Consider the following 14,391-nt stretch of genomic DNA (forward strand, 5'->3'; position numbering starts at 1 on the left):
TTGGACGAACCAGGAAGGGGGTTCGCCGGGAAGTCGTGTCACTCGCCGCCGCCGAGGCCGTGGACATAGGCGGCCACGGCGTTGATCTCGGCCTGGCTGAGCCCGCCCTGCGGCCGGAACTCCTCGCTCCAGGCCGGCATCACGCCGAAGCGCGCGAGCCGGACGGTTTCCTCGATCCGCTCGGGCGTGCCGCCGTAGAGCCAGACCGCGTCGGTCAGGTTGGGGGCGCCCAGCTCGCGCATGCCGGCGCCGTCCTCGGCGTGACAGGCCGAGCAGTTGTCCGTGAAGACCTGCGCGCCGGTGGCGGCCAAGGCCGCGTCATGCTCCTGGCCCGAGATGGCCAGCACGTGGTTGACCACTGCCGTGATGTCGCCGTCCTCCAATATCTCGCTGAAGGCGGGCATCTCGGACCATCGCGCCTCGCCCGAGGCCTCGTTGCGAATGCCGTGGGCCACCGTGTGGGCCACGTCCTCGATCGTGCCGCCCCACAGCCAGTCGTCGTCGAGCAGGTTGGGGAAGCCCCCCGCCTGCACGCCGGCCGCGCCCGCGCCGTGGCACTGCGCGCAGTTGGCCCGGAAGACCGAGGCGCCCGCGTCCAGCGCGAAGGCATGGAGCTCGGGGTCGGCGGGCAGTTGCGTCAGGTCCGCGCCCGCGAGCTTTTCCATCATGCCCGCGCGGCCGGCCTCGACGCCGGCGATGTCGGCGGCCACGTCGCCCCGGGTCGAGTAGCCCAGCAGCCCCGCCGTCGCGCCCGAGACCAGGGGCCAGGCCGGATAGGCGATCGTGTAGCCCACGCCCCAGACGATGGTGGCGTAGAAGACCCACAGCCACCAGCGCGGGAGCGGGTTGTTCAGCTCCTCGATGCCGTCCCATTCGTGCCCCGTGGTCGCGACCGTCGGGGTCTTGTCGTTGCGTGTCATATCCGGGCCTCCGGGGAGTCGTCGAGGAGGGGGCGGTCGTCGTGCCGGAAGGGCACGCGGCCGGCGTCGTCATGGAGCGGCCGGGAGCCCGGCCGCCACGCGAAGAGGATCGCCCCCACGAAGAAGGTGAAGAGCGCGAGCAGGGCCCAGGAGTCGGCGAATTCGCGCAGGAGGGAGTAAAGGTCGTGCATCCCGTCCTCCTCAGCGGCTCGCGTCGGGCGTGAAGGTGGAGAAGTCCACCATCGTGCCCAGGACCTGGAGATAGGCGACGAGGGCGTCCATCTCGGACACGCCGGGCAGGCTGTCGAAGTTCGAGGCCGCCGCGCCCGGATAGCGCTCGATCATCGCGTCGATGTCGCCGTCGCCCATCGGGTCGGCCTGGACCATGAAGTCGGCCCGCGCCTGCGCGATCTGGTCGTCCGTGTAGGGCACGCCCACGAAGCGGTGCGTCTCCATCAGCTCGCCGATATGCGCGCCGTCCAGAAGGGTGTCCTTCAGGTAGGCGTAGGGCGGCATGATGGATTCCGGCACCACCGACTGCGGGTCGCTCAGGTGCTGGACCTGCCAGGCGTCCGAGTAGCGGCCCCCCACGCGGGCGAGGTCGGGCCCCGTCCGCTTGGAGCCCCACTGGTGGGGGTGGTCGTACATCGACTCGGCGGCGAGGCTGTAGTGCCCGTAGCGCTCGACCTCGTCCCGCATGGGGCGGATCATCTGGCTGTGGCAGGTGTAGCAGCCTTCGCGGATGTAGATGTCGCGCCCCGCGAGCTCCAGCGGCGAGTAGGGCCGCACCCCTTCCACCTCCTCGATGGTGTTCTCGAGGTAGAAGAGGGGCGCGATCTCCACGATGCCGCCGATGGTGACAACGAGGAGGCTGCCGGCCAGGAGGAGCGTCGCGTTGCGCTCCAGGTGCTTGTGATAGTCGAGAAAGGCCATCGGGATCTACCTCATTCGGCCGGGGTGGCGACGGCGACCGTGCGGACGCGGCCGAAGGCGGTCATCCACAGGTTCCAGGCCATGATGATCGCGCCGGTCAGGTACATGACCCCGCCCAGGGCGCGGACGACGTACATCGGGTACTTGGCGGCGACGGTGTCGGCGAAGCTGTTCACGAGGAAGCCGTTCGCGTCGACCTCGCGCCACATCAGGCCTTCCATGATGCCCGTGACCCACATCGAGGCCGCGTAGAGCACGATGCCGATGGTCGCGAGCCAGAAGTGCCAGTTGACGGCGGCGAGGGAATGGAGCCGCTCGCGGTTCCACAGGCGCGGCACCAGGAAGTAGAGCGCCGAGAAGGTGATCATGCCGTTCCAGCCCAGCGCGCCGGAATGGACGTGGCCGATGGTCCAGTCGGTGTAGTGCGACAGCGAGTTGACGGCGCGGATCGACATCATCGGGCCTTCGAAGGTCGACATGCCGTAGAAGCCGAGCGAGATCACCATCATCCGCATGATCGGATCGGTGCGGATCTTGTCCCAGGCGCCCGAGAGGGTCATCAGGCCGTTGATCATGCCGCCCCAGGAGGGCATCCACAGGATCACCGAGAACACCATCCCCAGCGTCGCGGCCCAGTCAGGGAGCGCCGTGTAGTGCAGGTGGTGGGGGCCCGCCCAGATGTAGAGGAAGATCAGGGCCCAGAAGTGGATGATGGACAGCTTGTAGCTGTAGACCGGGCGGCCCGCCTGCTTCGGCACGAAGTAGTACATCATGCCCAGGAAGCCCGCGGTCAGGAAGAAGCCCACGGCGTTGTGGCCGTACCACCACTGGGTCATGGCGTCCTGCACGCCCGCGAAGACCTGTACCGACTTGGAGCCCCAGATTGATACGGGGATCGACAGGTTGTTCACGACGTGGAGCATCGCCACGGTGATGATGAAGGACAGCAGGAACCAGTTCGCCACGTAGATGTGAGGTTCCTTGCGCTTGACGATCGTGCCCAGCGTGACGAGGAGGAAGGCCACCCACACGACCGTGAGCCACAGGTCCACGTACCACTCGGGCTCGGCGTATTCCTTGGCCTGCGTGGCGCCCAGCAGGTACCCGGTCGCGGCCAGCACGATGAAGAGCTGGTAGCCCCAGAACACGAACCAGGCGAGGTTGCCGCCCCAGAGCCGCGCGGCCGAGGTGCGCTGCACGATGTAGAACGTGCTCATGATGAGCGCGTTGCCCCCGAAGGCGAAGATCACCGCCGAGGTGTGCAGCGGACGCAGGCGCCCGAAGTTGCCGTAGCCCTGAAGCGCGTCCAGGTTGAGCTGCGGGAATGCGAGCTGGAAGGCGACGAGGACGCCCACGAGGAACCCCGCCAGTCCCCAGAACGTCGTCGCGATCGCGCCTGCGCGGATCACGCCGTCCATGTATTCGTCCTGCCGCGCCATCGGCGCGACGTAATCATTGCCCGTGCGGCGCACGGTCCAGATGAAGAGGCCCGCCGCCACGGCCATGACGATGAGCGCGTGGACCTGGTAGGCCAGGTCGCGCGCCCAGTTGGCGGCGATGGCGGCGAACAGGGCCGTGGCCCCGAACACCGCGATCTTGATCCAATCCCACATGCGGGTGTTCCCTCCGATTCGGGCCCGCACGCCATCACACGGCGCGCGGCGACCCGGCCGGGGTTTCGCATTCGCCGCGTGGTTGCACCTTGATCCAGGTCAAACCCGTCGGGCCCTTCGGATGATACGCATCAAGGCGGACGCGCTCGGGACCTGCCAGACAGGGCGCCGACAAGGAGACCGCCATGATCCAGACGCTCAGCGTGATCGTCACCGATGAAACCCGCGACGCCCCGGCGCTGACCGCCGCCGCCGCCATCGCGGCCCGCGAGAGCGCGCATCTCGACGTGGCCTGCCTGGGGCTCGAGCCGCTCGCGATCGAGGCCATGCCCATGGCGGCCGCGCAGATCATCGTCGAATCGAGCCGCGCCGAAGCCGAGTCCCGCGCCCGCGCGCTCTCCGCCTGGGCCGGGCGGCGGATTCCCCCCGAGGTGCGCGCCGCCATCGAGACCCGCACCGTGATCGGCCTCGACTTCGGGGCGGTGGCCGCGCGGCTCGGGCGCTTCTCGGATCTCACCGTGGTGGGCCGTCCCTATGGGCGCGACCGCGACCCCCTGGGCGCGGCGGTGGCCGAGGCGCTGCTCTTCGGCGCGGGCACGCCCGTGCTCGTGGTCCCCGACGCCCCCCTGGACTGGAGCCGCCCGTTCCGCCGCCTCGCGGTGGCCTGGAACGGGACGGACGAATCCATGCGCGCGGTGCGCGGGGCGCTCCCGTTCCTCAAGGCGGCCGAGAGGGCCGACATCGCCATCATCGACCCGCCGCTCCAAGCGGCCGACCGCTCGGACCCGGGCGGCGACCTGTGCGTCTGGCTCGCGCGCCACGGCGTCCGGGCCGAGGTGTCGGTGCTGGCGCGCACCCAGCCGCGCATCGCCGACATCCTCCACCGTTTCGCCACCGACAAGGGCTGCGACGCCCTGGTGATGGGCGCCTACGGCCATTCCCGCCTGCGCGAGGCGGTCCTGGGCGGGGCCACGCGCGACATGCTCGCGCGCGTGCCGCTGCCCCTCCTCATGGCGCACTGAGGAGGGCGGGGGATGCGTCCGTCAGGCGATCAGGCCGCCGTCCATGTCGTCGCCCGTCTCCGCCATGAGCAGGCGGATGTCGGGCACGACGATGCGGCGCTTGCCGTCGAGTTCGAGGATGCCCTCGTTCTTGAGGGCGCTGATCTGCCGGCTCACCGTCTCGAGCGTGAGGCCCAGGTAGTCGGCCATGGCCTCGCGCGTGAGCGGCAGCTCGACGACGATGCGCCCCTTCATGGCCGACAGGCCCACCGTGGCCTCGCGCCGCGCCACGATGGTGAGGAGCGAGGCGATCTTCTCGCGCGCGGTCTTGCGCCCGAGCACCAGCATCCATTCCCGCGCGGCGTCCAGCTCGTCGAGGCTCATGTCCAGGAGCCGCTCCGCCACGGCGGGCGTCGTCACCAGGAGCTGCTCGAAGGGCTTGCGGCGGAAGCAGCAGAGCGTCACCTCGCTCACGGCGGTCACGTCGTAAGGCGTGCTCGCGCGGCCCGGCCGGCCGATGAAGTCCGAGGGCAGGAGAAGCCCCACCATCTGCTTGCGACCGTCCGCCATGGTCTGGCTGATGGTCGCCACCCCCTTCACCACGCTGGCGACGAATCCCATGTCGTCGCCCGCCCAGGCAATGGGCTGCCCGGCGTCGTATCTGCGGTAGTACTTGATCTCCTCGAGCCGCTGGAGCTCGGTGGGCGCGCAGCGCGCGCAGACGGCACGGTGGCGGATCGGGCAGCCCGAGCACTCCACCTCGACGTTCTTGAGCTTGGGCAGGGACGACGTCGTCACGGCTTTGGACGGGCTCCGGTCAAAGGGCATGGGCGGCGGGCCTTGCGGAATCGTGCGGCAGGATGGGGCACCGATCAAGGGGGCATTCGGGAACAGGCCCCCCATAACGATATTCGAGGAGGGGTTTGCAATGGCCTCGCATGAGCTTCTGCGCGACCTGGGGCTATTTGACGCGCGCGCGCCCCGCTACACGAGCTACCCGCCCGCCAATCATTTCAAGAACGACGTGGGCCCTGGCCAAGTGTCCGCTTGGCTTGAGGAAATCCCGGCCGGGCAGCGAATCTCGCTTTATGTCCACATTCCTTATTGCCGCCGGCTCTGCTGGTTCTGCGCCTGCCGCACGCAGGGCACCCAGACCGACCGGCCGCTCATTCCCTATCTCGCGCAGATCAAGGCCGAGCTGGCGCTCGTGGGCCGCCACCTGCGGCCCGACGTGGAGGTGGCGGCGATCCATCTGGGCGGCGGCACGCCCACGATCCTGCCCGCGCCGATGCTGGCCGACCTGTGCGACTCGCTCAACGCCTTCCGCCCGCTCGCGCGCGACCTGGCCTTCTCGGTCGAGATCGACCCGACCGAGATCGACCGCCCGCGCCTCGACGCGCTGAAGGCCGCCGGCATGACCCGCGCCTCCATCGGCGTGCAGGACTTCGACGAGACGGTGCAGGAGGCCATCGGCCGCGCCCAGGGCTATGCGCTCACCCGCGACGTGGTGGAGATGATCCGCGCGGTGGGGGTGCAGAGCCTCAACATGGACATGCTCTACGGCCTGCCGCACCAGACGCGGGCGCGGATGACCGACACGGTGCAGAAGATCCTGTCGCTCTCGCCCGACCGGCTGGCGCTCTACGGCTACGCCCATGTTCCGTGGATGGCCAAGCGGCAGGTGATGATCCCCGCCGACGCGCTGCCGGGCGCCGAGGAGCGGCTCGACCTCTTCGAGGCCGCCGCCAAGATGTTCGCCTGGGACGGCTACGAGCCCATCGGCATCGACCACTTCGCCCGTCCCGGCGATCCGCTGGCGCAGGCCGCGGCCGAGGGCCGGATACGCCGCAACTTCCAGGGCTACACCGAGGATGGCTGCGACGTGCTGATCGGCCTCGGCGCCTCGGCCATCTCGCGCTATCCGCAAGGCTACACGCAGAACGCCTCGACCTCCTCGGCCTACGCCCATGCGATCAAGAAAGGCCGCTTCGCGACCGAGCGGGGCCATGCCTTCAGCGCCGACGACCGGCTGCGGGCCGACATGATCGAACGGCTGATGTGCCGCTTCGAACTGGACCTGAACGAGCTGTCGGCGGCCCACGGCGTGCCGCTGGCGGATCTCCTGCGTGTCACGGCCCGCCTGCGCAGCCGCTTCGCCGACTGGATCGAGATGCGGGACGCCACCATCCGGCTCGTCCGCTCGCCGCGTCTGATCGCGCGGCTGGTGGCGCAGGAGGTGGACGCCTACGCGATGCCCGAAGGGCGCCACAGCCGGGCGCTCTGAGGCGAGGACCGGGGCGGGTCCGTGGCCTGCCCCGCGAGCCCGGCCGGAACCAGGGGGCCGGCCGGGCCCAGACGACCCGGGTCCGTGGACAGGCGGGCCCGGTCTGTGCAGTGACGAGTGAGGGGGCGGTCATGTCGGCCGCCCTGCCGGGGCCCGGCCCGTCGGGGAGGGCGGGACGGGACCCGGCGGTTGCATCGGTTGACGAGTGCTCGGTGATTGTCGTGCGTGACGAGTGACGGGCGACCCCGTGGGCCGCTCCTGCCGGGGTCCGGCCCGTCGAAGGGAGCGGGACGGACCCCGGCCGTTTGGCTGTCGCCCGAACGGGCCGCGGCCGCCCTTGCGCCGTCCCCGCAGCCGCCGGCAAGGGCCCCCCGCCGTGGTGCAGGGCAGAAGACCGGACGCGCCTGGGACCCGCCGGCCCGCCGACCACTCATGGGCGGCCGCAGCTCCACTTTCGCGTGTCGTCGCGGCCATCGTGGCGCCGGGGCTCCTGGCCTGTCTCCTCGCCCGCGGCGGCGGCGACTGACCCTTTTCCCCTGACCCGCCGTCCTGTATGGGGCGCAGGATTCGAAAGGGGACAACTATGGGCTACAAGGTCGTCGTCGTCGGCGCCACGGGCAACGTGGGGCGCGAGATGCTCAACATTCTGGCCGAGCGGGAATTCCCGGTGGACGAGATCGCCGCTCTCGCCAGCCGGAAATCGCTCGGGACCGAGGTGAGCTTCGGCGACCGAACCCTCAAGACCCAGGACCTCGACCAGTTCGACTTCACGGGCTGGGACATCGCGCTCTTCGCCATCGGCTCGGACGCGACCAAGCAATACGCCCCCAAGGCCGCCGCCTCGGGCTGCGTCGTGATCGACAACTCCTCGCTCTACCGCTACGACCCCCAGGTCCCGCTCGTGGTGCCCGAGGTCAACGCCGACGCGGTCATGGGCTATACCCAGAAGAACATCATCGCGAACCCCAACTGCTCCACGGCGCAGATGGTGGTGGCGCTCAAGCCGCTTCATGACCGGGCCAAGATCAAACGCGTCGTGGTCTCGACTTACCAGTCCGTCTCCGGCACCGGCAAGGAGGCCATCGACGAGCTCTGGAACCAGACTAAGGGCGTCTATGTCCCCGGCCAGGAGGTCGAGCCCAAGGTCTACCCGCGCCAGATCGCCTTCAACGTCATTCCCCACATCGACGTCTTCATGGAGGACGGGCAGACGAAGGAAGAGTGGAAGATGATGGTCGAGACCAAGAAGATCATGGACCCCTCGATCAAGGTCACGGCCACCTGCGTCCGCGTCCCCGTCTTCGTCGGCCACTCCGAGGCGGTCAACGTCGAGTTCGAGGACTTCCTCGACGAGGAGGAGGCCCGCGACATCCTGCGCGAGGCCCCCGGTTGCCTCGTCGTCGACAAGCGCGAGGCCGGCGGCTACATCACGCCCATCGAATGCGTGGGCGAATACGCCACCTACATCTCGCGCATCCGCCAGGACCAGACGGTCGACAGCGGCCTGAACCTCTGGATCGTGTCCGACAACCTCCGCAAGGGCGCCGCGCTGAACGCCGTGCAGATCGCCGAGGTCCTGGGGCAGCGGGCGCTCAAGAAGGGCTGATCCACCGGGTCGGCGCAGGGCTCCGCCGGGGTCTCACTCCGGCGGTCGGCGCTCGCCGATCTCGCCCGCCAGCAGCGCCTGGAACGGGCGCGGCTCCAGCTTGCCGGGGGCCGCGTAGGGGTTCCCGAAGGCGAAGATGAAGAACAGGATGACCCCCGAATATGTCCCCAGGAGGGACAGCAGGACCAGATGGGTCCGGGTCGGCCGGTAGATGTAGAAGGCCATCGCCACGATCACGAGTCCGAAGAGCGCCGGGAGCCAGAACAGGACCGTGAAGCGGTCCATCGAGGTCGCCTCGCGAAGCTGCCGGAACCGGGCCACGGTGCTGATCCGCTCGCGCATCCGGTCCGCGAGATAGCGCTCCCGCTCGGTCGTGGGAGTAAGGTCGAGCAGCCTCTCGTAGACGTCCTCCCACTGCGCCCAGGCCTCCGGGGACAGCCTGCGCTCGCTTGCGAGCATGGGCCATTCCTCCTCCACGACGAGCCCGATGTACCGCGCGAGTCCCTGCTGCACGGGCTCCATGGCGACACCGCCAAAGCGCTGGGCGTCGTTGAACACGTCGGCGATGGCCACCGCCTCTTCCGACAGGGTCGCCCGCAGGTTCTTGTAGGCATCAAGCTCCTGCGCATAGACCAGACCGAGGACGAGGCTGTGCAGCGTCGCCACCCGGACGGCCACCTGCGCCACGACTTCCGCCGTTCCGTCGCCGTCCTGTCCCGGGTGAAGCACCCGGCGCGCGAGAAGATAGCTCCCCAGCACCAGGGCGACCGTCCCCAGCACGAAGCTCGCCCCGAGCAGGATTGAAACGAGAAGGGTCCCCGAGTCGTCCACATGCCCGGTATGGCCTGCTCCGGCCGAGGCTGGCAAGCGCGCCCTCACGCGGGTCGGGCGCAGGCGCGGCGAAAGGCAGCCCCGGGCCGGGGAGGCCACGAGCCGGCTCGGCGACCCCATCGGCCCCATCGCCGCGCAGCCCTGAATCCCTCAAGCCGGGATCGGAAGGTTCTCCCCGCAGATCCTCTCCGGACTCAAGCCCCCGGACACGCGCTCCGGACAGGCCGCGCTCCGCCGCACGAGGGGGCGGCCCGGCACCCCGGAGATCCTGCGGAACTCGGATCCTCTCAGGACCCCGCCAGCGCCGCCGCGAGCTCCTCCCGCTCCTCGCAGGTCCCGCAAAGCTCCGTGAGCTTGGCAAGGTTCGCCTCGGCCGCCGCCCGGTCCCCCAGGAGGAGGAACAGCTCCCCCTGGTATTCCAGCGCGCCCCGGTGGCGGGGGTCCGCGCGCAGCGCCGCCTGGTAGAACGGCGCGGCCTCCCCAAGCCGCCCCGCCTTGCGCAGCGCGAAGCCCATGAGGTTCAGCGCGTCGGCGTTGCGCGGCTCGGCCTGCACGATGGGGTTGAGGAGCCGGATCGCCTCGTTCCAGTCGCCTCCTTCCAGCGCCGCCTGCGCCGGGGCGAGCGACGCGGGGGGATCGCTCAACCCCACCGCAAGGGCAGGACCGGCGAGCGCGGCCAGGATCGCAAGGGCAAGCGGCAGGCGTGTCATGGCGGATCTCCTCCTTGGGGGTGCGCCCATCCTACACCCGGACCGGCCTCCGTGTCGCCGGGGCTGCGGGGGCCGCCTGGCCGGGCAAGGGTGTTGCGCGAACCGGGGGAGGACCGTTCGGTGGTCCAACGATTCGTTAACCCTTGGCTGCGAAGCTGTCCCCATCCCGGGCCCGCAGGGTCGCAACGGAAAGGAGGACCGCCATGCCCCCGCGCGCCCTGCGCCGCTCAGATCGCGACGAACTCGGCCCGCGTCTCGTCCCAGGCTTCCAGCGTGCCCTCGGCGATGTCGTTCCACAGCCCGTGCAGCGTCAGCCGCTCGTCCGCGACGGCGGCGCGCACGAAGGGAAAGGTCATGAGGTTGTCCAGCGAGACCTTGACCGACAGCTTCTCCAGCGCCTGCACGCGCTCGGCGTCGCCGCCGGGGGGCAGCGCCTCGTAGCCGGGGCGCAGGATGTCCATCCAGCGCCCGACGAAGCTCGTGGCCTCCAGCAGCTCGGGCGCGTGGCCCGAACACATGTCGTAGCAGCCCTTCACGCCCCCGCACTGCGAATGGCCCATGACGATGAGATGGGCCACGCGCAGCTCGCGCACGGCGTATTCCACCGCGGCCGAGGTCCCGTGGTGGTCGCCGCTGGGGGCGAAGGGGGGGATCAGGTTGGCGATGTTGCGGTGGATGAAGAACTCGCCCGAATCCGCCCCGAAGATCGAGGCCACGTGCACCCGGCTGTCGCAGCAGGCCACGATCATGGCGCGGGGGCGCTGCCCTTCCTCGGCCAGCCGGCGGTACCAGGGGCGGTTGCCGGCATAGGTGGTGGCCCGCCAGCCCTGGTAGCGGCGGACGAGGTATTCGGGCAGTGGCCGTGCGGTCATGCAGGGTCTCCTCGGGGCCGCAGGGCGGCGGGCGGCTCCATATCGCCCGATCGGGCGTCCGGCGCAACGGAGCCGCTGGCCCTTGCGACCGCTCTCCGTCCGGCTACCTTGCCGCCCCGATCCCCCAGCCGCGCCAGGTCCATGCACGCTCTCGCCTTCGCCCCCGACGACGCCTCCGCCATGCCCCTCCTGCCCGTCGCGCCCGACGGCCTCGACGCCGCGCTCCAGGCGCTCCCGCCCGAGCAGGGCGCCTGGGCCCGCGCCCTGGGCTTCAAGGGCAACGCGGGCGAGGTCGCGGTCCTGCCCGGCGAGGGCGGGCGCATCGCCCGTGCCCTGATCGGCCGCGGCAGCCCCGAGGCGCGGGCCCGCACCCGCTTCGCGCTGGGGCAGGGCGCCTCGAAGCTCCCCGAGGGGACCTGGCGCCTCGAAGGCAGCCTCGACGAGCGCGAGGCGCGCGAGGCCGCGCTGGGCTGGCTCCTCGAAACCTACCGCTTCACCCGCTACCGCGACGGGAACGGCCCCAAGGCGCGGCTCGTCGCCCCCGAGGGCGTGGAGGCCGAGCGGCTGGAGATCCTGGCCCGGGCCGAGGCCCTGACGCGCGACCTCATCAACACCCCCGCCGCCGACATGGGCCCGGCCGAGCTGGAGGCCGCCGCGCGTGGCGTGGCCGAGCGGTTCGGGGCGCAGATCGGCGTCGTCACGGGCGACGACCTCCTCGACGCGAACTTCCCGATGATCCATGCAGTCGGCCGCGCCGCCGCGCCCCACCGGGCTCCGCGCCTGATCGACATGACCTGGGGCGGCGAGGGGCCCCGGCTCACGCTCGTCGGCAAGGGGGTCTGCTTCGACACCGGGGGCCTCGACATCAAGCCTTCGGCGTCGATGCTGACCATGAAGAAGGACATGGGCGGGGCCGCGAACGTCCTCGGCCTCGCGCAGGCGATCATGGGCCTCGGCCTGCCCCTTCGGCTGCGCGTCCTGATTCCGGCCGTCGAGAACGCCATCGGCTCGGACGCCTTCCGCCCCGGCGACATCCTCCGCTCGCGCAAGGGCCTGACGGTCGAGATCAACAACACCGACGCCGAAGGGCGGCTCGTCCTCGCCGACGCCCTGGCGCTCGCGGCCGAGGGCGACGCTGGCCTGACGGTCAGCTTCGCCACGCTGACCGGCGCGGCGCGGGTGGCGGTGGGCCCCGACCTCGCCCCCTTCTTCACCGACGACGAGGGGCTGGCGGCGGCCCTGGCGCGCGGCGGCCGGGACTGGGCCGACCCGGTCTGGCGCCTGCCGTTCCACCAGCCCTACGAGTCGATGATCGAGCCCGGCATCGCCGATCTCGACAACGCGCCTGCGGGGGGCATGGCCGGGGCGATCACGGCGGCGCTGTTCCTGCGCCGCTTCGCGCCTCCCCGCTACTGTCACTTCGACATCTTCGCCTGGTCGGCGTCGCACGCGCCGGGCCGGCCCAAGGGGGGGCTGATGCAGGGCGCCCGCGCACTGCTCGCGGCCCTGCCCGAGGCGCTGGACTCGTGAGCGACCGCCGCCTCACCCCCGCCAACGGTCGCGTCGCGGCGGAACGCCTGCGCGGCCATGTCAAGGCGCAGCGCTTCGTGGCCGGAGAGGCCCGCCGCGTCGCCGTGCCCGTCGCCGACCTCGACGGCAGCCCCGGAGGGACGCGCGACCGCCAGCTCCTTTGGGGCGAGGGGGTTCTGGTCTACGAGGTCCGCGACGGCATGGCCTTCGTCGAAGCCGGGCGCGACGGCTACGTGGGCTACGTCTCGGCCGTCTCGCTGGGGCCCGACCGCGCGCCCACGCACCGCGTCGCCGTGCCGGCCACGCATCTCTACCGCGACGACGACATGAAGAGCCCGGACCTGCATCACCTGTCCTTCGGCGCGCTGGTGATGGTCGAGGCCGAGGGCCGCAAGTTCTGGGAGACGCCCGAGGGCTACATCCCGAAGCCCCACCTGCGCCCGCTCGACCGGCCCTTCACCGACCCGGCCGCCGTGGCGCAGCTCCATTTCGGAGTGCCCTATCTCTGGGGCGGCAACTCGGTGCTGGGAATCGACTGCTCCGGACTGGCGCAGGCGGCGTGCCTCGCCTGCGGGATCGCCTGCCCGGGCGACAGCGACCTCCAGCGGGCGCTCGGGTCCGAGATCCCCGAAGGCGAGCCCCTGCGGCGCGGCGACCTCGTGTTCTGGAAGGGGCACGTGGGGATGATGGTGGACGAGGGTACGCTGATCCACGCCAACGCCCACCACATGGCCGTCGCCTACGAGCCCCTGGACCGCGCCATCGCCCGGATCACGGCGCAGGGCGAAGGCGCGGTGCTGGCCCGGCGGCGGCTCTAGTCCACCAGCTTCGGCTTGGGCGCGATGACCCGGAGCACCTGGTCGAGGTCGTGCCCGCGCCGGAGCACCTGCCCCTCGGCGCCGATCACCGCGTACTGGCCTTGGCGGTGGCGCAAAGCGGGCCGCTTCTCGACCCGGTAGAGCGGGTTCTCCGAAGTGCGGCGGAAGATGGCGAAGACCGCGACATCCCGCCCGTGCGAGATGCCATAGTCGCGCCACTCGCCCGCGGCGACCATCCGGCCATAAAGGCCAAGGATGACGTTCAGCTCGGTGCGGTGGAAGGCGACCTGGGCGGGGCTCGCGCCGGAGGCGGGCCCCGGGAACGGGATCGGGGGCAGGGCTGTCATGCCCCAAGACTTGGGCCTGTCGGCCCCTCAAATCAAGCGCGACGGATCAGCCGCAACGGACGCGGATGATCTCGTCCAGGACGTCCAGATCGAAGTTCAGCCGCTGGGGGTTGAAATCCATCGTCACCGCGTCGCCGGGGCGGATCACCCGGACAGGGTTCGCGAAGCGCGCGGCGTCGATCAGGCCCACGTCGCCGCCGATGAAGCTCGCCAGCTCCGAGGCGCCGCAGGTGTCCTGCTCCGGGCTGGGCAGGACGGGCAGCAGCATGTCGGAGGGCGGCGCGTCGGCCACGGGGACCTCCTCCACGGGCGCGGGGGCCGTGACGGCGCAGGCGGAGAGGAAAAGGGCGAAAAGGGCGGGGGCGGTCAGGCGCGGAAGGGTCATGATCGCCGATCCTAGGCCCGCCCGCGCTGAGGCGCCAGCGGGGGGCGGCGTCAGCCGCAGCCCACCGTGACGACCGTGTCCGACGCGTCGGCGACGAAGGTCACCCGCTGCGGATTGGCCTCGCCGGTGGCGCCTTCGGGGCCCACCACGCGGACGGGCACCGGCGACTGGAACGTGGTGCCGCGCACGACGCCTGCGGGCTGTCCCACATAGTCCTGCAGGCCGCGCGCCCCGCAGGAGTCGCCCTCGTCGAGGACGATCTCGAAGGCGCCGGGCGTCCCTTCAGGCACCGGGATGGGAATGATGCAGGCCGTGAGGGCGGCCAGCGCGACGAGCGGGAGGGCAAGACGGAAGACTGTCATGCCACGACGCTAGCCGAACGGCATTGCTGTCCCAAGCGGGACTGTAGACATCCCGCTCGCGGAATGGTGAAGCTGCCGCCCGAATGCATCACCGGGAGGACCCTCATCATGCGCACCCGTGCCGCCGTTGCTGTGGCTGCTGGTCAGCCGTTGGAGATCATGGAGGTGAACCTGGAGGG

The 14,391-nt window shown here is 70.8% G+C and carries 16 protein-coding genes; 5 read left to right on the forward strand and 11 right to left on the reverse strand.

Annotated elements, in window-relative coordinates:
* Positions 1 to 38 precede the first annotated feature (38 nt).
* From ccoP to ccoN, 4 genes are read right to left on the reverse strand one after another with little or no spacing between them, the layout of a single operon-like run.
* Complete coding sequence (gene ccoP / locus FHG71_RS18430) at positions 39 to 920, reverse strand: cytochrome-c oxidase, cbb3-type subunit III (RefSeq protein ID WP_139083165.1); 882 nt, start codon at positions 918 to 920, stop codon at positions 39 to 41.
* The gene (locus FHG71_RS18435) at positions 917 to 1,111 is read right to left on the reverse strand and encodes a cbb3-type cytochrome c oxidase subunit 3 (RefSeq protein WP_139083166.1); all 195 of its coding nucleotides are present in this window, start codon (positions 1,109 to 1,111) and stop codon (positions 917 to 919) included. The genes ccoP and FHG71_RS18435 overlap by 4 nt, the downstream gene beginning before the upstream one ends.
* A gap of 10 nt (positions 1,112 to 1,121) precedes the next feature.
* Positions 1,122 to 1,853 carry a cytochrome-c oxidase, cbb3-type subunit II gene (gene ccoO, locus FHG71_RS18440; protein ID WP_139083167.1) on the reverse strand — a complete coding sequence of 244 codons (732 nt, stop codon included), beginning with the start codon at positions 1,851 to 1,853 and terminating at the stop codon, positions 1,122 to 1,124.
* A gap of 11 nt (positions 1,854 to 1,864) precedes the next feature.
* A complete protein-coding gene (gene ccoN, locus FHG71_RS18445) occupies positions 1,865 to 3,466 on the reverse strand; it encodes a cytochrome-c oxidase, cbb3-type subunit I (RefSeq protein WP_139083168.1) in 1,602 nt (533 codons plus the stop codon).
* 185 nt (positions 3,467 to 3,651) lie between these two features.
* On the opposite strand from ccoN, the gene FHG71_RS18450 reads away from it, so the two are divergent.
* Positions 3,652 to 4,488, forward strand: coding sequence for a universal stress protein (locus FHG71_RS18450; RefSeq protein WP_139083169.1), 837 nt, complete (start codon positions 3,652 to 3,654; stop codon positions 4,486 to 4,488).
* A gap of 21 nt (positions 4,489 to 4,509) precedes the next feature.
* On the opposite strand, the gene fnrL is transcribed toward FHG71_RS18450, so the two are convergent.
* Positions 4,510 to 5,265: a transcriptional regulator FnrL gene (gene fnrL / locus FHG71_RS18455; protein WP_281281982.1), complete on the reverse strand. Its 756-nt coding sequence runs from the start codon at positions 5,263 to 5,265 to the stop codon at positions 4,510 to 4,512.
* Positions 5,266 to 5,395: 130 nt separating this feature from the next.
* On the opposite strand from fnrL, the gene hemN reads away from it, so the two are divergent.
* Positions 5,396 to 6,751, forward strand: coding sequence for an oxygen-independent coproporphyrinogen III oxidase (gene hemN, locus FHG71_RS18460; RefSeq protein ID WP_139083171.1), 1,356 nt, complete (start codon positions 5,396 to 5,398; stop codon positions 6,749 to 6,751).
* 583 nt (positions 6,752 to 7,334) lie between these two features.
* Positions 7,335 to 8,357, forward strand: coding sequence for an aspartate-semialdehyde dehydrogenase (locus FHG71_RS18465; protein ID WP_139083172.1), 1,023 nt, complete (start codon positions 7,335 to 7,337; stop codon positions 8,355 to 8,357).
* A gap of 33 nt (positions 8,358 to 8,390) precedes the next feature.
* Here the strand turns inward: FHG71_RS18465 and FHG71_RS18470 are convergent, their stop codons facing one another.
* The 3 genes from FHG71_RS18470 to FHG71_RS18480 all read right to left on the reverse strand — a co-directional run bounded on the left by FHG71_RS18470 (position 8,391) and on the right by FHG71_RS18480 (position 10,770).
* Positions 8,391 to 9,308 (reverse strand): bestrophin-like domain, encoded by a 918-nt coding sequence (locus FHG71_RS18470; protein WP_139083173.1) that lies wholly within the window; start codon positions 9,306 to 9,308, stop codon positions 8,391 to 8,393.
* Positions 9,309 to 9,475: 167 nt separating this feature from the next.
* A complete protein-coding gene (locus FHG71_RS18475) occupies positions 9,476 to 9,898 on the reverse strand; it encodes a tetratricopeptide repeat protein (protein WP_176559497.1) in 423 nt (140 codons plus the stop codon).
* A gap of 227 nt (positions 9,899 to 10,125) precedes the next feature.
* The gene (locus tag FHG71_RS18480; protein ID WP_139083175.1) at positions 10,126 to 10,770 is read right to left on the reverse strand and encodes a carbonic anhydrase; all 645 of its coding nucleotides are present in this window, start codon (positions 10,768 to 10,770) and stop codon (positions 10,126 to 10,128) included.
* Between the two features lie 141 nt (positions 10,771 to 10,911).
* Between FHG71_RS18480 and FHG71_RS18485 the strand changes: the two genes are divergently transcribed.
* Positions 10,912 to 12,300 carry a leucyl aminopeptidase family protein gene (locus tag FHG71_RS18485; protein WP_139083176.1) on the forward strand — a complete coding sequence of 463 codons (1,389 nt, stop codon included), beginning with the start codon at positions 10,912 to 10,914 and terminating at the stop codon, positions 12,298 to 12,300.
* Positions 12,297 to 13,118, forward strand: coding sequence for a C40 family peptidase (locus FHG71_RS18490; RefSeq protein WP_139083177.1), 822 nt, complete (start codon positions 12,297 to 12,299; stop codon positions 13,116 to 13,118). Before FHG71_RS18485 ends, FHG71_RS18490 begins: the two co-directional genes overlap by 4 nt.
* Here the strand turns inward: FHG71_RS18490 and FHG71_RS18495 are convergent.
* From FHG71_RS18495 to FHG71_RS18505, 3 genes are read right to left on the reverse strand one after another with little or no spacing between them, the layout of a single operon-like run.
* Entirely contained in the window at positions 13,115 to 13,465 is a 351-nt protein-coding gene (locus FHG71_RS18495) for a DUF2794 domain-containing protein (RefSeq protein ID WP_139083178.1), read from the reverse strand. The genes FHG71_RS18490 and FHG71_RS18495 overlap by 4 nt on opposite strands.
* Before the next feature lie 46 nt (positions 13,466 to 13,511).
* Entirely contained in the window at positions 13,512 to 13,850 is a 339-nt protein-coding gene (locus FHG71_RS18500; RefSeq protein WP_176559498.1) for an I78 family peptidase inhibitor, read from the reverse strand.
* Positions 13,851 to 13,900: 50 nt separating this feature from the next.
* Positions 13,901 to 14,212 (reverse strand): I78 family peptidase inhibitor, encoded by a 312-nt coding sequence (locus tag FHG71_RS18505; protein ID WP_139083179.1) that lies wholly within the window; start codon positions 14,210 to 14,212, stop codon positions 13,901 to 13,903.
* Positions 14,213 to 14,391 lie beyond the last annotated feature (179 nt).

This window comes from Rubellimicrobium roseum (genome assembly GCF_006152145.1).
GTDB classification, from domain to species: domain Bacteria; phylum Pseudomonadota; class Alphaproteobacteria; order Rhodobacterales; family Rhodobacteraceae; genus Rubellimicrobium; species Rubellimicrobium roseum.